Below are 20,604 nucleotides of genomic sequence, written 5' to 3'. Positions count from 1 at the left end.
GCGCCTACAGCTCGTGGCCCAGGTCCGCGGCGAGCCGCGTCACCAGGTCGTGCGCCGCGTCCGGGATGACCGTGCCGGGCGGGAAGACGGCCGTCGCGCCCATGTCGAGGAGCGTGGGGACGTCCGCCGGCGGGATGACCCCGCCGACCACGATCATGATGTCCTCGCGGCCCTCCGAGGCCAGGGCCTCGCGCAGCGCCGGGACGAGGGTCAGGTGTCCGGCGGCCAGCGAGGAGACGCCGACCACGTGCACGTCGGCCTCGACGGCCTGGCGGGCCACTTCCTCCGGGGTCTGGAACAGCGGGCCGACGTCCACGTCGAAGCCGAGGTCGGCGAAGGCGGTCGCGATCACCTTCTGGCCGCGGTCGTGCCCGTCCTGGCCCATCTTGCAGACCAGGATGCGCGGCCGGCGGCCCTCCGCCTCCTCGAACCGGTCGACGAGCGCGCGGGTGCGCTCCAGGGACGGGGACTCGCCTGCTTCGGTGCGGTACACACCCGAGATCGTACGGATCTGGCTCGCGTGGCGCCCGTAGACCTTCTCCAGGGCGTCCGAGATCTCGCCGACCGTGGCCTTCGCGCGCGCCGCGTTCACCGCGAGGGCGAGGAGGTTGCCGTCGCCGCGCTCCGCCGCGTTCGTCAGTGCCCGCAGGGTGTCCTGGGTGACCGCCTCGTCGCGCTCCTCGCGCAGCCGCCGGAGTTTGGCGATCTGCTGGGAGCGGACCGAGGAGTTGTCGACCTTGAGGACGTCGATCTGCTCGTCCGTCGCCACCCGGTACTTGTTGACGCCGATCACCGGCTGGCGTCCCGAGTCGATACGGGCCTGCGTGCGGGCCGCCGCTTCCTCGACACGGAGCTTGGGGATGCCCGCGTCGATGGCCTGCGCCATGCCGCCGGCCGCCTCGACCTCCTGGATGTGCTGCCAGGCGCGTCGGGCGAGGTCGTAGGTGAGCTTCTCGACGTACGCGCTGCCGCCCCACGGGTCGATGGTCCGGCAGGTGCCCGACTCCTGCTGGAGGAGGAGCTGGGTGTTGCGGGCGATCCGGGCGGAGAAGTCGGTGGGCAGGGCGAGGGCCTCGTCCAGCGCGTTGGTGTGCAGCGACTGGGTGTGGCCCTGGGTGGCGGCCATCGCCTCGATGCAGGTACGGGTGACGTTGTTGAAGACGTCCTGCGCGGTGAGGGACCAGCCCGAGGTCTGCGAATGGGTGCGCAGGGAGAGGGACTTGGCGTTCTTCGGGTCGAACTGCTTGACCAGGCGCGCCCACAGGAGGCGGGCGGCGCGCAGCTTCGCCACCTCCATGAAGAAGTTCATGCCGATCGCCCAGAAGAAGGACAGGCGCGGCGCGAAGGCGTCGACGTCCAGGCCGACGGCCTGCCCGGCCCGCAGGTACTCCACACCGTCGGCGAGGGTGTACGCCAGCTCCAGGTCGGCCGTGGCCCCGGCTTCCTGGATGTGGTAGCCGGAGATGGAGATGGAGTTGTAGCGGGGCATGTTCTGCGAGGTGAAGGCGAAGATGTCGGAGATGATCCGCATCGAGGGCTTCGGCGGGTAGATGTAGGTGTTGCGGACCATGAACTCTTTGAGGATGTCGTTCTGGATGGTCCCGGCGAGCTTGTCGGGGGAGACGCCCTGCTCCTCCGCCGCCACGATGTAGAGGGCGAGGACGGGCAGCACGGCCCCGTTCATCGTCATCGACACCGTCATCTTGTCCAGCGGGATGCCGTCGAAGAGCTGGCGCATGTCGTAGATCGAGTCGATCGCCACGCCCGCCATGCCGACGTCGCCGGTCACGCGCGGGTGGTCGCTGTCGTAGCCGCGGTGCGTGGGCAGGTCGAAGGCGATCGACAGGCCCTTCTGGCCGGAGGCCAGGTTGCGCCGGTAGAAGGCGTTGGACTCCTCGGCCGTGGAGAAGCCGGCGTACTGCCGGATCGTCCAGGGCTGGTTCACGTACATCGTCGGGTACGGGCCGCGCAGGTACGGGGCCACGCCCGGGTAGGTGTGGAGGAAGTCCAGGCCCTCCAGGTCACGGCCCGTGTACAGGGGCTGTACGCCGATCCCCTCGGGGGTCTCCCACAGCAGCTCGGCGGCTCCCGAGCCGGTGGACTCCTTCAGCGCGGTGCGCCACTGGTCCTCGGAGCCGGCTGCCGGAGCCCCGCCGTCCAGCGGGAGTTCGGAGAAATCGGGGATGCGGGGGGTGCGGTCGGTGCTCAAGACGCGACTCCCATCCGGTCGAGTACGGAGGACAGCACGGCGATCGCGTCGCAGCCGGCGAAGACGTACTCGTCCACGGCCGTCTCGGCGGTGCCGGGCCTGCCCGCGAGGAACACGGTCGTCGCGCCCGCCGAGCGCAGGGCCGCGGCCACCGCCTCGGCCTGTTCCTCGTACAGCGCGTCGCTGGAGCACAGCACGGCCATGCCGTCGGCGCCGCTCGCCGCGTAGGCCGCGGCCGCGGTCTCCGGGGTCACCGACACCGGGTCGTGCACCGGGGTGATGCCGCCCGCCTGGAACAGGTTCGAGGCGAAGGTGGCGCGGGCGGTGTGCGCGGCCGCCGGGCCCAGGGCCGCCAGGAAGACGGTGGGCCGGGCCCCGGTCGCCTCCAGGTGTACGTCGCTGCGCGCGCGCAGGGCCTCGTACGCCTCGTCGCGCCGTACGCGCGGCAGTCCGCCGGTGAGCGGGGCCGGCGCGGGCTCTCGTACGACCGGCTTCTCGGACAGGTGCGGGAACTCGCTGACTCCGGTGACGGGTTCGCGGCGCGTGGCCAGCTTCTTCGAGCGCGTCGCCCAGGTGGCGGCGAGCCGGTCGGCCACCAGGCCGGAGCGCAGGGCGGCGGCCTGGCCGCCCGCCTTCTCGATGGTCTGGAAGAACTCCCAAGCCGCGTGGGCGAGTTCGTCCGTGAGCTGCTCGACGTAGTACGAGCCGCCGGCCGGGTCGATCACGCGGGCCAGGTGGGATTCCTCCAGCAGGATCGTGGAGGTGTTGCGGGAGATGCGACGCGCGAACGCGTCGGGCAGACCGAGCTCCTGGTCGAAGGGAAGCACGCTGACCGCGTCCGCGCCGCCCACGCCCGCCGCCATGCAGGCGACGGTGGTGCGCAGCATGTTCACCCACGGGTCGCGGCGGGTCATCATCACCGGCGAGGTCACGGCGTGCTGGCGCTGGGCGCCGGCAGCCGGGGCCCCGCAGGCCTCGGCGATCCGGGCCCACAGCCGGCGGGCGGCGCGCAGCTTGGCGATGGTGAGGAACTGGTCGGCGGTGGCGGCGTAGCGGAACTCCAGCTCGCCGAAGGCCGCTTCGGTGCTCAGACCGGCCTCGGTGAGGGCGTGCAGATAGGCGACCCCGGTGGCCAGGGACAGCCCCAGCTCCTCGGCGGCGCTGCCGCCCGCCTCGTGGTAGGGCAGGGCGTCGACGGTCAGGGCGCGCACGTGGGGCCAGGCGGCCGTCTGCGCGGCGAGCGCGGCGGCCTCGGCCAGGTCGAGTGCCTCGCCCGTCCGGGCCTCGTGGCCCAGCGGGTCGGCGCCGAGCGAGGCGTGAGCGGCCTCGGGGGCCACCGCGCGCTCGGCGTACAGCGCGAGCAGGGCGCGGGCGGCCTCGGTGAACTGGGCGCCGGGGTCAAGGGAGATGGGTGCGAGGTCGAGGTAGACCCCCTCCAGCGCCCGGCCCAGGCCCTCGGCGGGGAGGCCGGCGTCGCCGACGGCGAGCCACAGCGAGGTGGTGCCGTTCTCCAGGTCGGCCAGGGCCGCGTCGTTCACCCGTACGGGGTCACTGCCCGCGATCTGCTGGCGCACGTCCCAGCCCGAGGCGGCGCCGCCCTCGGCGCGCCCGCCCCGTACGAAGGGAGCGAACCCTGGAAACCCAGTGGAACCGGTGTCGGGCGCGGCTTCGGGCGCGGTGTACAGCGGGCGGGTGGTGAGCCCGTCCTCGAGCTTCGTGGACAACGCGGACTCCGCTGCCTCGCCGGAAACTTCCTTGCCCGACTTGCGCAGCACGCCCTCTACCAGGCGCTGCCACTGCTCATGCGTCGCGTCAGGGAATTCGGCGGCCAAGGAGAGCCCGTCATCAGGCAGGACCGTCATGGCTCGAATGGTAGGGGGGCTCCTTGTGAACGACCTATAACCACCGGATGTGATCTCGCCCTCTCAAGTGAGCCTTGAGGGGTCGCGAAAGAGCGGGGCGAGGAGGACGGTCGCCGAGGCTACCGGGAGTACGGCAGGACCCGCGTGCGGCGCGACGATCCGGCGCCCGTAGCGGTCCTGGGCGCCGGCCGCGTCGCGGATCTCGTCGAGGTAGCCCTCGTGGAGGATGCCGGCCAGCTCCGAGACCACCATGACGGCCGGGTTGAACACGTCGAGGAGCAGGGCCGCGGCCCGGCCGACGGTACGGGCGCGTTCGCGCAGCAGCCGGTCGGCGCGGGGGTCGCCGGTGGCGGCGGCGTCGACCAGGAGGTTGATGGAGGGCTCCGGGACGATGCCGCGGCGCACGGCCTCGGCGCCGATGACCCCGTCGGAGGCGCTCGCCTGGAGGCAGCCCGTACGGCCGCACGCGCAGGGGGTCCGCGAACCGGGCACGGGGAGGTGCGCGACGTCCCCGGCGGCTGCGCCCGGGCCCTGGTGCACGGTGCCCTCGATGCCGAAGGCGGCGTCGACGACGTTGCCGATGAAGAGGTGGAGGAGGCTGGAGCGGGCTTCGGGGCGGCCGAAGAGGATCTCGGCGTGGGCGATGGCGCGGGCGTGGTTGTCCACGGAGACGGGCAGGCCGAGGCGGTCGGAGAGCTCGGCGGCGAGCGGGAGCTCGCGCCAGCCGAGGGCGTCGTGGCGCACGACGGTCCCGTCGGCGGGGCGGACCCAGCCGCCGAGCGCCGCGCCGACACCGAGCAGGGGGCGGCCGGCGGGGTGGGAGTCCCGGAGGAACCGGCCGAGCTCGGCGGCGATGGCGGCGGGCAGCCGGTCGGAGGAGAGGCCCGCGTGCGGGAAGGCCCGGCGGGCCAGGACGCGGCCGCGGAGGTCGACGAGGCTGAAGGTGGAGGCGGGCACACCGATGTGCAGTCCGGCGGCGAGGGGGCCGCCGAGGGGGCCGGTGTGCAGGTCGAGGGGAATGCGGGGGCGGCCGGGGCCGGGGGTGGAGCCGGGGGTGGTGGAGCCGTGTCCGGCACCGGTTCCGGCACCGGCGCTGGCACCGGTTCCGGACCCGGCGCCGCTTGCCGCGGGCGGCTGCTCCGGTCCGGGGCGCTCGCACAGCAGGCCGGCGCGGAGCAGGGCCGTGGTCTGCCGGGACACGGCGGCCGGGCTGAGACCGCAGAGCTGCGGGATGTCGCTCCGTGCGAGGGGGCCGTGGCTCAGGACGGCACGGAGCACGGCGGCGGCATTGGCGACGGCCCGGCTGTCACCGGGGGTGGAGGACACGGGCGGGCTCCTCGGAGGGTGGGGTGTGGTCCCGATCATGCCGTGTCGCCGCGCTCGGCGCGGGCGGGCGAGCCGATGGCGGGAGGGCTGCGTGGCGGGTGCGTTGCGGGGGCGTGAAATCAGGCCATGGGTTTCGGCCGTTCCGGGAGTGGCGGGAAATGGTGAAAGCGCAGGTCGCAGTGTGTATGTGCGGGGGGTCAGGCGTGCGGGTGGGGGGCGCTCGTCGGGGTTGACCGGGGCTGGGGGCGCTGGCAGTCTCCGGGACATGACCGCGACCGAGTTCCTCGCCCCGCGGCTCCACACCCCCGGCGTCTGTACCGCGCCGGGCGAGTGTCAGGGCCGTCGCTGTACGGCCCCGCGCTGTTCCTGAGCGTCTGCGCCCTGAGCCCTTGAGTCCCTGAGCCCTCGAGTCCTTCGGCCACTGGGCCATGGGGCCGCTGGGCTCCTGGGACACCGACGTGCCGAGTGGCCGGGCCCTCGTGCCCCGCCGTCCGGGTGGTCTCAAGGACTCGCGCCGAGTCGCCGGCGGAGTGCTGGTGACCAACGCCGCGGGTCCGGGCCGATCGGATCCGAGCACCGCCCGTCCCCGCCCGCCCGCTCGCCCTGTCGCCGTCCGACGGCGGCCGTCCGTCGACCCGCGCACTCTGCCGGCTGAACGTCGCTGACCCGCCGCCGGCCCTGCCCGTTGCCCGTTGGAACTCGCCGCCCGCCGAACCTCGTCGCCACGCCGCACCTCGTCACCCCGTCGTACGCGCCACCTCCGTCCCTTTGCCCCGGCCGGATCCCGGCGTTCTCGCTTGCCTCATTTCTTCCCCTGCGGAAATAAACAAGGAGCCTCTCATGTCCACTGCCACCCGCACCGACCTCACCGTCACCAAGATCGGCGGCCGCATAGGCGCCGAGATCGGTGGGGTCCGCCTCGGCGGCGAGCTCGACGCCGAGGCCGTCGCCGGGATCCGGGCCGCGCTGCTCGCCCACAAGGTCGTCTTCTTCCGCGGTCAGGACCACCTCGACGAGGACGGGCACGAGGCCTTCGCCGAGCTGCTCGGCGCGCCCGTCGCCCACCCCACCGTGCCCTCCGCCGACGGGCGTTACGCGCTCGGCATCGACTCCCACCACGGAGCCCGCGCCAACCAGTGGCACACGGACGTCACCTTCGTCCCCGCCTACCCCGCCTTCTCCATCCTGCGCGCCGTGACCATCCCGCCGTACGGGGGCAACACCCTGTGGGCCAACACGGCCACCGCCTACGCCGGCCTGCCCGAGCCGCTGCGCGTCCTCGCCGACAGCCTGCGCGCCGTGCACACCAACGAGTACGACTACGCGGCCCTGAAGCCCGACGCCCTGCCCGAGGCGCTCGCCCAGTACCGCGAGGTGTTCACCTCGACCAAGTTCCTCACCGAGCACCCGGTGGTCCGGGTCCACCCCGAGACCGGCGAACGCACCCTGCTGCTCGGCAACTTCGTCCAGCGGATCAACGGCCTCACCGGCCGCGACTCGCGCATCCTCCAGGACCTCTTCCAGGCCCACATCGAGCTCCCCGAGAACACCGTCCGCTGGCAGTGGCAGGCCGGTGACGTCGCGATCTGGGACAACCGCGCCACCCAGCACTACGGCGTCGACGACTCCGACGACCACGAGCGCACCCTGCGCCGCGTGACGGTCGACGGAGACGTCCCGGTCGGTCCCGACGGGGTCCCGTCCCGGCTGATCAGCCCGGAGACCGTGCCGGACCCGGCCTTCGGCATCGCGTCCGGAGCCTCCGCCTCCGAAGCCTGAGCCTGAGCCTGAGCAGGCAGGCCCGGCCAGGCCCGGCCGGGCCCCGCCCGCCCCGGACCACCCGTCCCACCCCACCCCACCGCCCCTCCCCGTCAGCCAAGGAGCGCTCCGTGCCCAAGCTGCTCGCCCTCACCGGCAGTCCGTCCGTCCACTCCCGTACCGACGTGGTCGCCGACCACATCCTGCGCCGCCTGAACCACGCCGGGTTCGAGACCGCGCAGCTCTCCGTCCGGGAACTCCCCGCCGCCGATCTGCTCGCCGCGCGCCGCGGCGAGCCGGAGATCCGCCGGGCCCTGGAAGCCGTCGCCGAAGCCGACGGGATCGTCATCGCGACGCCCGTCTACAAGGCCTCGTACACCGGTCTCCTCAAGGCCTTCCTCGACCTGCTCCCGCAGGACGGGCTGGCCGGGAAGACGGTCTTCCCGCTGGCCACCGGCGGCAGCCTCGCCCATGTCCTGACCATCGACTACGCCCTGCGCCCGGTCCTCGCCGCGCTCGGCGCCCGGCACGTCACCGCCGGCCGCTTCGTCCTGGACTCCTCCGTCGAGCGCGGGGCCGGCCCGGACCGGCTGCGGCCCGAGGCGGAGCTGGACCTGTACCAGGCCGTCGACGAGTTCGCCGAGGCCCTGCGCGCCGCCCAGGCCGCCGCGCTCGCCACCGCGCGCTGACCCTCGTACGGACCCGCCCGCCCGACCCGCCCGACCCGCCCGCCCGACCCGCCCCACCCGCCCGACCCGGATCGACAAGGAATCGCGATGTCCGCAGCTTTCACCACCACCCGTACCTCCCGACGCCAGTTCCTCACCCTGCTCGGCATCTCGGCGGCCGCGGTGAGCTGCGGGACGGCGACCGCCACCGGCTCCCGCAGTGGCCAGATCACCTCCCTGAAGTACCAGGGCAACGTCGGCGCGGTCAGCCTGCCCGAGCTCGCCGCCGACCTCGGCTATCTCGGCGACGTGACCCTGGACTGGGTCGGCAACACCATCAGCGGCCCCCAGGACATCCAGTCCGCGGCCACCGGCCAGACCCACTTCGGCGGCGCCTTCAACGGCGCGATCGTCAAACTGGCGTCCAGCAAGGCCCAGATCCAGGCCGTCACCTCCTACTACGGCTCCGACGAGAACACCTACCTCGGGTACTACGTCCTGGAGGACAGCCCGATCCGGTCCCCCCGCGACCTGATCGGCAAGAAGGTCGGCATGAACACCCTGGGTGCCCACGCCCAGGCCCTGCTCGACATCTACCTGGAGCGCAACGGCGTACCCAAGGCGGAGGCCGCGAAGGTCGAATCGCTCGTCGTGCCCCCCGTCAACACCGAACAGGCGCTGAGGCAGAAGCAGATCGAGGTCGGCGTCCTCAGCGGCGTGCTGCGGGACAAGGCCCTGGCCACGGGCGGCATACGGCCGCTGTTCAAGGACTTCGAACTGCTCGGCGCGTTCAGCGCGGGCTCGTACGTGATGACGAAGAAGTTCATCAAGGAGAACCCGGACACGGTCCGCACCTTCACCACGGGCGTGGGCAAGGCCATCGACTGGTCCCGCGCCACCCCGCGCGAGGAGGTCATCGCGCGGATGACGGAGATCGTCAAGAAGCGCGGTCGCAACGAGGACACCTCGACCCTGAAGTACTGGCGCTCCTACGGGGTCGCCGAGCCCGGCGGCCGGATCGCCGACAAGGAGTTCCAGCTGTGGATCGACTGGCTGGGCGGGCGCGGGGAGATCAAGAAGGGTCAGCTCAAGGCGGCCGACCTCTACACCAACGAGTTCAACGCGTCCGGGAAGGGCTGACGGCACCATGGCGAAGATCGTGTTCGAGTCCGTGACGAAGACCTTCCCGACGAAGGGCAAGAACAAGAACGGGGTCAAGGAGGAGTTCACCGCCCTCGACGGCATCGACCTGGAGATCGGGTCGGGGGAGTTCGTGGTCGTCGTGGGCCCCAGCGGCTGCGGCAAGTCCACCCTCCTCGACCTCCTCGGCGGCCTGACCCCGCCCACCTCCGGCCGGATCCTGCTCGACGGCAAGCCGGTCACCGGGCCGGGGCTCGACCGGGGCATCGTCTTCCAGCAGTACGCGCTGCTGCCGTGGCGCACCGCGCTGGGCAACATCGAGTTCGGCCTGGAGGCCACCGGCGTCCCGCGCCGCCAACGGACGGCGAAGGCACGCGAGTTCCTGGACCTGGTCGGCCTCACCGGCTTCGAGGACCGGCATCCGCACGAACTGTCCGGCGGCATGCGCCAGCGGGTCGCCATCGCGCGCTCGCTCGCGTACGACCCGGACGTGCTCCTGATGGACGAGCCGTTCGCCGCGCTCGACGCGCAGACCCGCGAGTCCCTCCAGGACGAACTGCGGCGGATCTGGCAGAGCACCGGCAAGACGATCGTGTTCATCACCCACGGCATCGAGGAGGCCGTGTACCTCGGGCAGCGGGTGGCGGTCATCACCTCCCGCCCCGGCCGGGTCAAGCAGGTCGTCCCGGTGTCGTTCGGCGACCGGGCCACCGGAGCCACGGGTGAAGACCTGCGCTCCAGCCCGGAGTTCGCCCGCTACCGCCACGAGATCTGGACCCTGCTCCACGACGAGGTGGCCCGCGCCCAGCAACTGGAGAAGGAGGAGGTCGCCGTATGAGCACGACGGTGGAAGCAGCGGTAGAGGCGGTAGAGGCGGAGTCGGACGTCACGGCGGACGTGGCGGCCGCAGCCGTACCGGACCTCGCGCCCCCGGCGGTACGGACCCCCGCGCGGGCCCCCGTACGGTCGCCGGCCGCGGCCGTGGCCCTGCGCGCCCTTCGGGTGCTGCGGGCGGCGGCCCTGCGCTCGGCGGCGATCCTGGCGCTGCTGGGACTGTGGGAGGCGGCGCCGCGGCTGGGGCTGGTCGACGCGACGTTCCTGCCTCCGGTGAGCGAGGTCGCCAAGGCCTGGTGGGAGCTGCTGGGCAACGGGCAGCTCGCGGAGCACAGCAAGGCGAGCCTGGCCCGCTCCTTCGGCGGATTCGGCATCGCGGTGGCCGTCGCGGTCCCGCTCGGGCTGCTGATCGGCTGGTACCGGCCGGTGGCGGCGCTGCTCGGGCCGCTGCTGGAGGTGTTCCGCAACACGGCGGCGCTCGCGCTGCTGCCGGTGTTCGTCCTGCTGCTGGGCATCGGAGAGACCTCGAAGGTGTCGATCGTCGTCTACGCCTGCGTCTGGCCGATCCTGCTGAACACCATCAGCGCCGTGGGCAACGCCGATCCGACCCTGGTGAAACTGGCGCGCTCGATGGACCTGTCCACGCCGAAGCTCTTCCAGAAGGTGATCCTGCCGGCGTCGGTGCCGGTCATCTTCACGGGCATCCGGCTGGCGGGGGCCGTCTCCATCCTGGTCCTGGTCGCGGCCGAGATGATCGGCGCGAAGGCGGGCCTCGGCTACCTGATCAACGCCTCGCAGTTCAACTTCGCGATCCCGCAGATGTACGCGGGCATCGTCACGATCTCCGCGATCGGCCTCGCCTTCAACCAGATCCTCGTCACGATCGAACGCCGCCTGAGCACATGGCGCGTCCCGTCCTGAGGCGCTGAGCAGGTCCTCCCTGCCCCCCCGGCCGGCCGGCCGTCCCTGCCCCCCGGCCGTCCCTGCCCCCGGCCGTTCCTGGCCCCAGGCCCTCCCTGGCACCAGGCCGGCGGCCGCTCGGGCCGCCCGGCCCGCCACGACCACACCCTTGCGGGCGCCGCGCGCCCAGATCCCCACCGAGGACACGACATGACCGCACCCCGGACCCTCCACCTCAACGCCTTCCTCATGAACGCGGGCCACCACGACGCCGCCTGGCGCCACCCCTCCAGCAGCCCCGAGCGGATCACCGATCTGCGCTACTTCCAGGAACTGGCCCGTACCGCCGAGCGCGGGCGGCTCGACTCGATCTTCTTCGCCGACGGGGTCGCCCTCTGGGGCAAGGCCCGCTACAACGCCGTCGGCGGCTTCGAGCCGCTCACCCTGCTCTCCGCGATCGCCGCCGTCACCGAGCACATCGGGCTCATCGCCACCGTCTCCACCACCTTCAACGAGCCCTACAACCTCGCCCGGAAGTTCGCCTCCCTGGACCACATCAGCGGCGGCCGCGCCGGCTGGAACATCGTCACCTCCGGCAGCGCCGACGAGGCCCGCAACTTCAACCGCGACGAGCACCTCGAGCACAACCTCCGCTACGAGCGGGCCCGCGAGTTCCTCGACGTGGCCACCAAGCTCTGGGACAGCTGGGAGGACGACGCGATCGTCCTCGACAAGGAGGGCGGCGTTTACGCCGACACCGACAAGCTCCACCCCGCCGCGCACAAGGGCGAGTACTTCGGCGTCGCCGGACCGCTCAACGTGCCCCGCTCCCCGCAGGGCCACCCGCTGCTCGTGCAGGCCGGGTCCTCCGAGGACGGCAAGGAGTTCGCCGCCCAGTACGCCGAGGCCGTCTTCACCGCGCAGCAGACCCTCGCCGACGGGCAGACCTTCTACAAGGACCTCAAGTCGCGCCTCGCCAAGTACGGCCGCTCCGAGGACCAGCTGCTCGTGCTGCCGGGCATCGCCCCCGTCATCGGTTCCACCGAGGCGGAGGCCAGGGCCCTGGAGCAGGAGCTCACCGAGCTCCAGATCCCGGAGTACGGCCTCGCGCAGCTCTCCAACATGCTGAACGTGGACCTCACCGGGCTGCCGCTCGACGGCGGGCTGCCCGACCTGCCCGAGGAGCGGGACGTCAACGGCAACAAGAGCCGCTTCACGCTCGTCGCCGAGCTCGCCCGCCGCGAGGGCCTCACCCTGCGCGAGCTGATCGCCCGCCTGGGCGCGGGCCGCGGCCACCGCGTCTTCGCGGGGACGCCCGAGCAGATCGCCGACCAGCTGGAGGAGTGGTTCACCCAGGGGGCCGCCGACGGCTTCAACATCATGGCTCCCGTACTCCCCACCGGGCTCACCGACTTCGTCGACCAGGTCGTGCCGATCCTGCAGCGCCGCGGGCTCTTCCGCACCGAGTACACGGGCCGGACCCTGCGCGAGAACTACGGCCTGGCCCGCCCCGCCAACCGCTACACGACGGCAGCGGCGGTGGCGGCCGGCCACGGAGCCGGGGCGTGAGCGACCACGTCGCCGACGTGCTCGTCGTCGGCGGGGGCCCCGCCGCCACCTGGGCCGCCCTCAAGGCGGCCGGGGCCGGGGCCTCCGTCGTCCTCGCCGACAAGGGCTACTGCGGCACCAGCGGGGCGACGGCCGCCGGCGGCACCGGCGTCTGGTACGTCCCGCCGGAGCCGGCGGCCCGTGAGGCCGCGATGGCGAGCCGCGAGGGGCTCGGCGGGTACCTCGCCGACCGGCGGTGGATGTCCCGGGTGCTCGACGAGACGTACGCCCGGATGAACGAGCTGGCCGACGAGGGGCGCTACCCCTTCCCGACCGGCCCCGACGGCCGTCCGCTCCGCAACGGCCTGCAGGGGCCGGAGTACATGCGGCGGATGCGCATCCGGATCCGCCGCGCCGGGGTCCGGATCCTCGACCACAGCCCGGTCACCGAGCTGCTGACCGACGCGGACGGAGCCGTCGCGGGCGCCGCCGGATACCGGCGCCAGGCGGGCGATCCCTACCGGGTCCGGGCCGGCGCCGTCGTCCTGGCCACCGGAGGCTGCGCCTTCCTCAGCGGCGCGCTCGGCACCAACACCAACACCGGGGACGGCGCGCTGTTCGCCGCCGAGACCGGGGCCGAGCTGTCCGGCATGGAGTTCTCCAACTCCTACGGGATCGCACCCGAGGGCACCTCCGTCACCAAGACGGCCTTCTACTCCTTCGCCACCTTCTACCGGGAGGACGGCGAAGTCCTGGAGGGCGCCGCCAGCCAAGGCGGGCGCTCTGCCATCGCCGGCGAACTCCTGACCGGAGCACGGGTCTTCGCCCGCCTCGACCGGGCCGACGCCACCGCGCAGGCCGCGATGCGGCTGGCGCAGCCGAACTTCTTCCTCACCTTCGACCGGCTCGGCATCGACCCCTTCACCGACCGGTTCTCCGTCACGCTGCTGGCCGAGGGCACCGTCCGCGGCACCGGCGGCATCCGGATCACGGGGGACGACTGCGCCACCTCGGTCCCCGGGCTGTACGCCGCCGGGGACGCGGCCACCCGCGAGGAGATCTGCGGGGGCTTCACCGGAGGCGGCAGCCACAACGCCGCCTGGGCGATGTCCTCGGGCAGTTGGGCGGGGGCCGGCGCGGCCCGGTACGCCCGCGCGCTGGGCTCGGGCCGGGCCGCCTTCCGGCCGGTCACCGGGGCCGGCGGGGCGGGCCTGCGGCCGACCGGGGGCGCCGGGTCCGCGGCCGGGTCCGAGGAGGCACGGGAACTCGTACGGCTCGTACAGGAGGAGGTGCTGCCGTACGACAAGAACTACCTGCGGCGCGGCCCCGTCCTCACCGGCGCGCTCGGGGCCCTCGACGAGGTCTGGGCGCAGGTGCGCTCCCTCCGCGGGGAGGGCGCCGGGCTCGTCAAGGTCCGGCAGGCGGCGGCCATGACGGCGCACGCCCGCTGGATGTACGCCTCGGCACTGGCCCGTACCGAGAGCCGCGGGATGGCCCGCCGGCTCGACCACCCGGGGCAGGACCCGGCGCAGCACCACCGGATCGTCACGGGCGGGCTCGACCGGGTGTGGACGCGGCCGGCGGAGCTGGTCGCATGATCGAGCTGGTGTCGGCCGAGCGGTGCATCGCCTGCGACAAGTGCGTGGAGGTCTGCCCGACCGACGTCTTCGAGCGGGGGCCGGAGGGGATCCCGCTGCTCGCCCGGCAGGAGGACTGCCAGACCTGCTTCCTGTGCGAGGCCAACTGCCCGGTGGACGCGCTGTTCGTGTCCCCGCTGACCCGGCCGGTCCCCGAGGACCCGGCCGTACGGGACGAGGCCGCCCTCGCCGGCCGCGGCCTGCTCGGCAGCTACCGGCGGGAGATCGGCTGGGGCGAGGGGCGCACACCGGGCTCCCTGCGCGCGGTCGGCCCCTCGCTCGGCGCGGCGGGCGGCGGGACCGGCGGCGGGACGGCGCCGCCGATCACGTCCTGAGCGTCGCCCAGGGACCGACCCCGTGCCGCCGGAGCGAGACGCTCCGGCGGCACGTCCGTGGGCGGCGGACGGACGGGGCGGCTGGTCAGACGGTGAGGACGATCTTGCCGCGGGTACGGCCCGCCGCGCTCAGCTCCCAGGCCTTCGCCGCCTCGGCGAGCGGCAGGGCGTGCTCCACGTTGACCGCGAGCCCGCCCTTGTCCGCGAGCTCGGCCAGGAAGGTCAGGTCGGCGGTGTCCGGGCGGACCCACAGCTGGTGCGCGCCCTGGGCGGCCGCGGTGTAGTCGGCGATCGACACCACCCGGTGCCGCTCCTTGACCAGGGACTGGAGCGCCGGGACGACGTCGTCGCCGAAGAAGTCCAGGGCGGCGTCCACCCCTTCGGGCGCCAGCGCGCGGACCCGGTCGGTGAAGCCCTCGCCGTACAGGACCGGTTCGGCGCCCAGCGAGCGCAGGTATTCGTGGTTGTGCGCGCCGGCCGTGCCGATGACGCGCAGGCCGAGCGCGACGGCTATCTGCACGCCGAGGGAACCGGTGCCGCCCGCGGCGGAGTGGATGAGCACGGTCTCGCCGGCCCGGAGCCCCACGCGGGTCAGTGACTGGTAGGCGGTGAGCCCGGCCAGCGGGATGCCGGCGGCCTGCTCGAAGGTCAGCTCGCGCGGCTTGCGGGCGAGGGTGCGGACGGGCGCGGAGACCAGCTCGGCGTAAGTGCCCAGCTCCACCCACTCCTTGCGGACGTAGCCGTACACCTCGTCGCCGACGGCGTAGTCGAAGGTGTCCTCGCCGACCGCCTCGACGACGCCCGCGACGTCCCATCCGGGTATGACCGGGTAGCGGACTTCGAGGATCGAATCGAGGTAACCGGCGGCGAGCTTCCAGTCCACCGGGTTCACCCCGGCGGCCCTGACGCGGACGAGAACCTCGCCCGGACCGACCTTGGGCTCCGGAACCTCGGTGAGGGCGAGGATGTCAGGCGTTCCGTATGCGGTGTATGTGATTGCCTTCATGATCGTCCCAACAGGCCGCCGGGGGATCGTTGTTCCGGGTTCCGATGCTCATTTCCGGCCTTTTTCGGAGCTCTCTTCCGGAATGACCCGCTCCCCGGGGAGGGCGCTCAGGCGGGCAGGGTGTTGCGGTGCGAGCTGCGCCGGGCCGCGCTGAACAGGGCCTGGATCTGCGCCCCGGACTGCTCCACGTCGTCGAGCGGGGAGGGGAAGGGGATCCGGACGTCGCGGTGGCCGCGCCGCTCCTCCAGGCGCAGGGTGATCCCGTACCGGTCCATGGCGAGGGGCAGCGCGCGCAGGACGGCGGACCCGGCGCCCGCCTCCGCCGCCGGCCGCGGCCGGACCAGGCGCAGCAGGAGGGTGACGAGTTCGGCGTGGTCGTCGAGAAGATGGGTGAGCATCCCGGCCTCGTAGGAGGCGAGCGGGTCGGGGTGGGCCGCGTCCAGCTCGTCGAGCCCGACGTACGAGCGGGCGCCGTCGGCGGTTTCGAGAACGGCACGCTCGAACTCCACGCAAGTGGAGTCGGCCCCCTCCTCGCCGAACGGGGTGAGCAGGCGGCCGACGAGGGTGACCCGGGCGCGCACGCGGTCCCGTACCGGGGTCGGCGCGATGTCCGTGAACTCCAGCCGGATCGCGGGGCGGTGCTCGGCGCGGCCGCCCGGCTCGACGGGGTGCAGGTGCAGGCGGCCCAGGGGATCGGTGCCGTCGAGGTGGCGGATCTCCGTGCGCTGCCCGTCGGTGACGACGGTCATGGAGTGCGCGGCGGTCAGGATGGACCGGATCCGCTCGGCGTCGGTGGGCAGCGGCAGGGGCAGGTGCATGTGGATCTCCGTCGTCCCGAGTGGCGAGATGGCACGTACTTAGGTATGCCTAACCTAACCTACCGGGCGGGTGGCGGGTAGTCGGGGTCGCGGCCGGGGTGGGTCGCCGGGGGTGTCTCAGCTGCCTCGTGTCGGTGTTGGGCTGAACGGGTGAAACGCGAGAGGATGGGGGGATGCACATGAAGCGCAAGGCCGAGGCGGCCTGGTGAGCAGGTACGACGTCACCGACGAACAGTGGGAGGGGCTCGCGCAGGTGGTCCCCCTGCGGAGTCGCAACGAGTGGCCCTCCCGGGTGGATCACCGCACGATCCCCACGGTTCCGGGGGCGTCCGCGGCGGAGCAGCGGCGCTTCGTGGTGATCCGGGTCCAGGTCTTCGCGGACGCGCGGGAGGTGGCGGAGTACCTGATCGCGCAGATCCCGGTGCTGCTGGACCTCACGGGCGCGGACGGCGAAGTGGCCAAGCGGATCCTGGACTTCAGCAGCGGTGTGGTCTTCGGGCTGGGCAGCGGGATGCACCGGGTCGATCGGAACGTCTTCCTGCTGGCGCCCGTCGGGACCGAGGTGGAGGGGATCGCGGCCGCGGCCGTCCCCCGATCGTAGGAAGGTCCCGCGGACGGAACGGTTCGCCGCACCCACGGGGGGTCCGGCGGCCCGTACCGTCCCGCGCATGACCTCACCCCCCACGGCTCCCGCCGCCCCCACGCCCATCCCCACGGACATCCCCGCGGCTCCCGCGGCCTCCGCCTCACCGGCCGGGCCTGCCGACTCCGCTGCTTCCGCCGTGCCCGCCGTTCCTGCGGCTACCGCCGCGCTCGCTGCACCGGGGTTAGGCGTGGGCCGGGTTCCGGCTCCTGCATCCGCTCCGGGCGGGGTTCAGGGGGCGGCGCGGGGCTCCGCTCGGGCGCAGGGCGCGGCTTCGCCCGCCGCGGGCGCCGCGCATGTGCGGCCCGCCGTCACCGAGTTGCGGCTCTCCGCCTACGGGGCGCACCGTGGGGCCCGGTTCGCCCTCGGGCCCGTCACCCTCTTCGCCGGGCCGAGCGGGAGCGGCAAGTCCCAGGCGCTGGAGGCCTACGGGGCCCTGGCCGCCCTGGGGGCCGGGGCCACCCTCGGCGAGGTGTTCCCCGACGCGCGGGCCCGGATCCCCGACGGGGCGGTGCCCGACGCCGAGCGGCGCAGGGGGTTCCGGATCGGCTGTACGGTCGACGGCCCCGCCGGGCCGGTCCGGCTCGACCTCGCCGTCCAGGCGGAGCCCGAGCTGCGGATCGTCGGCGAACGGCTCTCGGTGGACGGGCAGGTGCTCCTCGCCACCGCGCTGCGCGATCCCGGGCGACGGTCCGTCCAGGCGGCCTGGCTGACCGGCGGGGCCATCGGGGTCACCCGGGCTCCGCTGCCCGACGACCGGCTCGGGACCGCGCTGCTCCCGCTGCGCGTGGCCGGGTCCACCGAGGGGCAGCGGCAGGTGCTGGCCGCCGCCGAGCAGGTCGTGGTCGCGCTGCGCTCGGTGTTCCCCTGCGACCCCCGCCCGGAGCGGATGCGGGAGCCGGCCCGGCCGGGGGAGGGTCGGCTGCTGGGCGACTGCGCGAACCTGGCCGACGTACTGCGCCGGACCCGACTGGAGTGCGGCACCCGGTACGGGCTGCTGACCGGGGCCGCCCGTACCGGCTGCGCGGGGTGGGTGGCCGGACTGGACGTACGGGCTCCCGAGGGCGGCCCGGTCACCGGCTTGCTGGACCGGGGCCCCGACAGGCCCGCCACCGAGCTGGCCCGGCTGGGCGCGGGCGAGCTGCGCTTCCTCGCCCTCGCGCTGGTGCTGCTGACCGGGCCGGGGGTCCTGGACGTGGATCCGGCGGCCGAACTGCCGACGGCGCGTCAGGCGCTGACGGTGCTCGCGGACGGATTAGACCGGGACCTGGACGGCCGGCAGACCGCAGAACTGCTGCGGCTGGCCGTACTGGCCTGCGCGCGCGGGCAGGTCAGGCTGGCGGCCTCGGCGGGCGAGGCCTGCGCGGCGGCCGCCCGGGAAGTGCCCGGCATCTCGGTGGTAGACCTGGGCTCATGAGCGAAGAGCGGCGCACGGGCGCAGAGAGTGGAGAGAACAGTGTGGCTGGGGAGCGTGGAGTGACAGGAGAGGACAAGGGGGGCGGCGAGCGGATCGACCTGCTCCAGCGGCGGCTCGCCGAGTTCGCGGCGGCGCGCGGGTGGGAGCCCTTCCACACGCCGAAGAACCTGGCGGTCGCGCTGAGCGTCGAGGCGTCCGAACTGGTCGAGATCTTCCAGTGGCTGACACCGGAACAGTCCGCGGCGGTCATGGAGAAGCCGGAGACCGCACACAGAGTGGCCGATGAGGTGGCCGACGTGCTCGCCTACCTGCTGCAGTTCTGTGAGGTGCTCGGGGTCGATGTGCTGGATGCGCTCGCCGCGAAGATCGAGCGGAACGAGCTGAGGTTCCCCGTACCGGGCACTTCGGGGGCAGATCGTCACTCTTCGGAGTGATGGCGATATCCACAACCATCTTCGGTGTCCACAATTTCCGAATACCCCTGGCTTTACCGGCCCGTTGCCCTCACTCTGGGTAGTGGAGAGAACGGCGAGATGTCGTGCGGACGGGGGACGGCATATGGACGCGGTACGGCTCATCGCAGCCGGCCGGCACGCGCTGGCGCAGAGCGGGGCTGCATGGGACATCGTGGGAGAGGCCTGGCAGGCACAGGCCCTCGCACAGGGCATCGGGAGCTGGATGGCGGTCACCGGGCCGCCGGAGCTGAGATCGGAGGCACGGGGGCTGGGCGAAGCGGGAGGCAGGGGCTGCGGGGTACTCGACCGGGCGGCTCTGCGCGGAGAGGGCTATGCGCCCGATCTCCCGCCCCGGGCCGCGCAGTTGACCGAGGTGACGGACACCCGGCAGGCGTTGCTCGGGCTCCAGGCGCTGCTCGGAGAAGTGGGCATAGCGCTGGTCGGGGTGGCCTGCGGGACGGACGACGAGAGTCTGTACTGGCAGTGCATAGAGTCCATAGACGCGGCCGACGAGTCGAGCGACCGGGTCCGGGCGATCCTGCGCCGGCTGACCGTGCGCGAGCGGGGATCCGCCTCCGGCGTGGCCTGAGCCGGGGTGGGGTCCCGCCGTGTGGCGGCGGGACCCGGGTTGGTCAGGAGGGCCGGTAGGACGGGCGGGCTTCGCTCTCCGGGGTACGGATGCCCTGGAACAGTGGAGCGGCGGGCGTGCGGTCGGTGGAGGACTGGAGGTCGGCGTCGAGCTGCGAGAGGTCGGCGTTCAGTGCCGCCATCAGCTCTTCCATCTGCTGCAGCAGGCCCTTCGGTGCACCGCCCTGGGCGGGTACGGCGGGTTCCTGGCGTGCGTGGTCGTGCGCTGCCTGCCCGGTCTGACAGTCCTGACCCGATTGCCGGGGGGTCTCCGGCGCGGACTCCTGGGACATGGCGGCCTCCTCGGCCCTGGCCCTTCCGGGAGGCGGAAGGGGGCGGTGGACGCACCGGCGAACTCCGCCGGCGCGCGGGCCGGGCGGTCCGGCTCCGTCCGAGCCAACGATCCCCATCCGGGCTGGTCACTGGCGCGGGCGGCGGGGAGTGCCCGGTTGACTCAGATTCACCCGGCCGGGGCCGAAAGGGCAGGATGGAGGCATGGATCTCCGTATCTTCACCGAGCCCCAGCAGGGCGCGAGCTACGACACCCTCCTGCGCGTCGCCAAGGCCACCGAGGACCTGGGCTTCGACGCCTTCTTCCGTTCGGACCACTACCTGCGCATGGGCGGGGCCGACGGTCTGCCCGGTCCCACCGACGCCTGGATCACCCTGGCCGGTCTGGCCCGCGAGACGAAGCGGATCCGGCTGGGCACGCTGATGACGGCCGGCACCTTCCGGCTCCCCGGCGTGCTCGCCATCCAGGTCGCGCAGGTCGACCAGATGTCGGGCGGCCGGATCGAACTGGGCTTGGGGGCGGGCTGGTTCGAGGAGGAGCACAAGGCGTACGGCATTCCCTTCCCGGCCGAGCGCCTCGCCCGGCTCGAGGAGCAGCTGGCGATCGTCACCGGCCTGTGGGCCACCCAGCCCGGCGCCACCTTCGACTACGCGGGCGTCCACTACCAGGTGGAGAACTCCCCGGCGCTGCCCAAGCCGGTCCAGGAGAAGATCCCGGTCCTGATCGGCGGCCACGGGGCGAAGCGCACCCCGCGGCTCGCCGCCCGGTACGCGGACGAGTTCAACATGCCCTTCGCCTCGATCGCCGACAGCGAGCGGCAGTTCGGCCGGGTCCGCGCGGCGGCCGAGGAGGCCGGCCGCGCGCCCGGCGACCTCGTCTACTCCAACGCCCTCGTCGTGTGCGTGGGCAAGGACGACGCCGAGGTGGCCCGGCGGGCCGCCGCGATCGGCCGGGACGTGGCGGAGCTCAAGGCCAACGGCCTGGCCGGCTCCCCGGACGAGGTGGTGGAGCGGATCGCGGCCTACGAGGCCGTGGGCTCCTCCCGCCTCTACCTCCAACTGCTCGACCTCGGCGATCTGGAGCACCTGGAGCTGATCTCCTCCCGGGTCCAGACCCAGCTCGGCTGACG

At 73.2% G+C, this 20,604-nt stretch carries 19 protein-coding genes; 13 read left to right on the top strand and 6 right to left on the bottom strand.

What is annotated here, in order from left to right; translation table 11 throughout:
* Positions 1-4: 4 nt before the first annotated feature.
* From scpA to ACFYYB_RS30185, 3 genes are all read right to left on the bottom strand, one after another.
* A complete protein-coding gene (scpA, locus tag ACFYYB_RS30195; RefSeq protein ID WP_389439448.1) occupies positions 5-2,185 on the bottom strand; it encodes a methylmalonyl-CoA mutase in 2,181 nt (726 codons plus the stop codon).
* 20 nt (positions 2,186-2,205) lie between these two features.
* Entirely contained in the window at positions 2,206-4,071 is a 1,866-nt protein-coding gene (locus tag ACFYYB_RS30190) for a methylmalonyl-CoA mutase family protein (protein WP_389439112.1), read from the bottom strand.
* A 63-nt stretch (positions 4,072-4,134) separates the two neighbouring features.
* Positions 4,135-5,436, bottom strand: coding sequence for an ROK family protein (locus tag ACFYYB_RS30185; protein ID WP_389439110.1), 1,302 nt, complete (start codon positions 5,434-5,436; stop codon positions 4,135-4,137).
* 801 nt (positions 5,437-6,237) lie between these two features.
* Between ACFYYB_RS30185 and ACFYYB_RS30180 the strand changes: the two genes are divergently transcribed.
* The 8 genes from ACFYYB_RS30180 (at position 6,238) to ACFYYB_RS30145 (ending at position 14,217) form a co-directional block, all read left to right on the top strand.
* Complete coding sequence (locus ACFYYB_RS30180) at positions 6,238-7,176, top strand: TauD/TfdA dioxygenase family protein (protein WP_389439108.1); 939 nt, start codon at positions 6,238-6,240, stop codon at positions 7,174-7,176.
* A 110-nt stretch (positions 7,177-7,286) separates the two neighbouring features.
* Positions 7,287-7,844, top strand: a complete 558-nt coding sequence (gene ssuE / locus ACFYYB_RS30175) for an NADPH-dependent FMN reductase (RefSeq protein ID WP_389439106.1) — start codon at positions 7,287-7,289, stop codon at positions 7,842-7,844.
* Positions 7,845-7,931: 87 nt separating this feature from the next.
* Positions 7,932-8,963, top strand: coding sequence for an ABC transporter substrate-binding protein (locus ACFYYB_RS30170; protein WP_389439104.1), 1,032 nt, complete (start codon positions 7,932-7,934; stop codon positions 8,961-8,963).
* 7 nt (positions 8,964-8,970) lie between these two features.
* Positions 8,971-9,801, top strand: a complete 831-nt coding sequence (locus tag ACFYYB_RS30165) for an ABC transporter ATP-binding protein (protein ID WP_389439102.1) — start codon at positions 8,971-8,973, stop codon at positions 9,799-9,801.
* Positions 9,798-10,718, top strand: coding sequence for an ABC transporter permease (locus ACFYYB_RS30160; protein WP_389439100.1), 921 nt, complete (start codon positions 9,798-9,800; stop codon positions 10,716-10,718). The genes ACFYYB_RS30165 and ACFYYB_RS30160 overlap by 4 nt, the downstream gene beginning before the upstream one ends.
* 189 nt (positions 10,719-10,907) lie before the next feature.
* Positions 10,908-12,266: an LLM class flavin-dependent oxidoreductase gene (locus ACFYYB_RS30155; RefSeq protein ID WP_389439098.1), complete on the top strand. Its 1,359-nt coding sequence runs from the start codon at positions 10,908-10,910 to the stop codon at positions 12,264-12,266.
* Positions 12,263-13,843, top strand: coding sequence for an FAD-dependent oxidoreductase (locus tag ACFYYB_RS30150; protein ID WP_389439096.1), 1,581 nt, complete (start codon positions 12,263-12,265; stop codon positions 13,841-13,843). Before ACFYYB_RS30155 ends, ACFYYB_RS30150 begins: the two co-directional genes overlap by 4 nt.
* The gene (locus ACFYYB_RS30145) at positions 13,840-14,217 is read left to right on the top strand and encodes a ferredoxin family protein (protein ID WP_389439094.1); all 378 of its coding nucleotides are present in this window, start codon (positions 13,840-13,842) and stop codon (positions 14,215-14,217) included. The genes ACFYYB_RS30150 and ACFYYB_RS30145 overlap by 4 nt, the downstream gene beginning before the upstream one ends.
* An 85-nt stretch (positions 14,218-14,302) precedes the next feature.
* On the opposite strand, the gene ACFYYB_RS30140 is transcribed toward ACFYYB_RS30145, so the two are convergent.
* Entirely contained in the window at positions 14,303-15,223 is a 921-nt protein-coding gene (locus tag ACFYYB_RS30140; RefSeq protein WP_389439092.1) for an NADP-dependent oxidoreductase, read from the bottom strand.
* A 107-nt stretch (positions 15,224-15,330) separates the two neighbouring features.
* Positions 15,331-16,041, bottom strand: coding sequence for a DUF2470 domain-containing protein (locus tag ACFYYB_RS30135; RefSeq protein WP_389439089.1), 711 nt, complete (start codon positions 16,039-16,041; stop codon positions 15,331-15,333).
* A 205-nt stretch (positions 16,042-16,246) separates the two neighbouring features.
* Here ACFYYB_RS30135 and ACFYYB_RS30130 point away from each other — a divergent pair, with 205 nt between their 5' ends.
* From ACFYYB_RS30130 to ACFYYB_RS30115, 4 genes are all read left to right on the top strand, one after another.
* On the top strand, positions 16,247-16,642 hold the full coding sequence (locus ACFYYB_RS30130; protein WP_250742110.1) for a cell division protein SepF: 396 nt from the start codon (positions 16,247-16,249) through the stop codon (positions 16,640-16,642).
* A gap of 67 nt (positions 16,643-16,709) precedes the next feature.
* Entirely contained in the window at positions 16,710-18,101 is a 1,392-nt protein-coding gene (locus ACFYYB_RS30125; protein ID WP_389439087.1) for an ATP-binding protein, read from the top strand.
* A gap of 59 nt (positions 18,102-18,160) precedes the next feature.
* Positions 18,161-18,535, top strand: a complete 375-nt coding sequence (locus ACFYYB_RS30120; RefSeq protein WP_389439085.1) for a nucleotide pyrophosphohydrolase — start codon at positions 18,161-18,163, stop codon at positions 18,533-18,535.
* A gap of 124 nt (positions 18,536-18,659) precedes the next feature.
* The gene (locus ACFYYB_RS30115) at positions 18,660-19,145 is read left to right on the top strand and encodes a DUF6099 family protein (RefSeq protein WP_389439083.1); all 486 of its coding nucleotides are present in this window, start codon (positions 18,660-18,662) and stop codon (positions 19,143-19,145) included.
* A gap of 43 nt (positions 19,146-19,188) precedes the next feature.
* Here the strand turns inward: ACFYYB_RS30115 and ACFYYB_RS30110 are convergent, their stop codons facing one another.
* On the bottom strand, positions 19,189-19,476 hold the full coding sequence (locus tag ACFYYB_RS30110; protein WP_389439081.1) for a hypothetical protein: 288 nt from the start codon (positions 19,474-19,476) through the stop codon (positions 19,189-19,191).
* A 202-nt stretch (positions 19,477-19,678) separates the two neighbouring features.
* Between ACFYYB_RS30110 and ACFYYB_RS30105 the strand changes: the two genes are divergently transcribed.
* Positions 19,679-20,602 carry an LLM class F420-dependent oxidoreductase gene (locus tag ACFYYB_RS30105; protein WP_389439079.1) on the top strand — a complete coding sequence of 308 codons (924 nt, stop codon included), beginning with the start codon at positions 19,679-19,681 and terminating at the stop codon, positions 20,600-20,602.
* Positions 20,603-20,604 lie beyond the last annotated feature (2 nt).

It is taken from the genome of Streptomyces sp. NPDC002886, from assembly GCF_042888445.1.
In the GTDB taxonomy this organism is placed as follows: Bacteria; Actinomycetota; Actinomycetes; order Streptomycetales; family Streptomycetaceae; genus Streptomyces.
The sequence above is the reverse complement of the archived record's forward strand: the minus strand, read 5'-3'. Positions and strand labels throughout refer to the sequence as shown.

Coding starts and splice junctions, on each gene's coding strand:
- ACFYYB_RS30135 (WP_389439089.1), bottom strand. CDS start 16,041: ATGCACCTGCCCCTGCCGCTGCCCACCGACGCCGAGCGGATCCGGTCC.
- ACFYYB_RS30180 (WP_389439108.1), top strand. CDS start 6,238: ATGTCCACTGCCACCCGCACCGACCTCACCGTCACCAAGATCGGCGGC.
- ACFYYB_RS30170 (WP_389439104.1), top strand. CDS start 7,932: ATGTCCGCAGCTTTCACCACCACCCGTACCTCCCGACGCCAGTTCCTC.
- ACFYYB_RS30165 (WP_389439102.1), top strand. CDS start 8,971: ATGGCGAAGATCGTGTTCGAGTCCGTGACGAAGACCTTCCCGACGAAG.
- ACFYYB_RS30105 (WP_389439079.1), top strand. CDS start 19,679: ATGGATCTCCGTATCTTCACCGAGCCCCAGCAGGGCGCGAGCTACGAC.
- ACFYYB_RS30185 (WP_389439110.1), bottom strand. CDS start 5,436: ATGATCGGGACCACACCCCACCCTCCGAGGAGCCCGCCCGTGTCCTCC.
- ACFYYB_RS30155 (WP_389439098.1), top strand. CDS start 10,908: ATGACCGCACCCCGGACCCTCCACCTCAACGCCTTCCTCATGAACGCG.
- ACFYYB_RS30125 (WP_389439087.1), top strand. CDS start 16,710: ATGACCTCACCCCCCACGGCTCCCGCCGCCCCCACGCCCATCCCCACG.
- ACFYYB_RS30115 (WP_389439083.1), top strand. CDS start 18,660: ATGGACGCGGTACGGCTCATCGCAGCCGGCCGGCACGCGCTGGCGCAG.
- ACFYYB_RS30140 (WP_389439092.1), bottom strand. CDS start 15,223: ATGAAGGCAATCACATACACCGCATACGGAACGCCTGACATCCTCGCC.
- ACFYYB_RS30190 (WP_389439112.1), bottom strand. CDS start 4,071: ATGACGGTCCTGCCTGATGACGGGCTCTCCTTGGCCGCCGAATTCCCT.
- ACFYYB_RS30110 (WP_389439081.1), bottom strand. CDS start 19,476: ATGTCCCAGGAGTCCGCGCCGGAGACCCCCCGGCAATCGGGTCAGGAC.
- ACFYYB_RS30160 (WP_389439100.1), top strand. CDS start 9,798: ATGAGCACGACGGTGGAAGCAGCGGTAGAGGCGGTAGAGGCGGAGTCG.
- ACFYYB_RS30145 (WP_389439094.1), top strand. CDS start 13,840: ATGATCGAGCTGGTGTCGGCCGAGCGGTGCATCGCCTGCGACAAGTGC.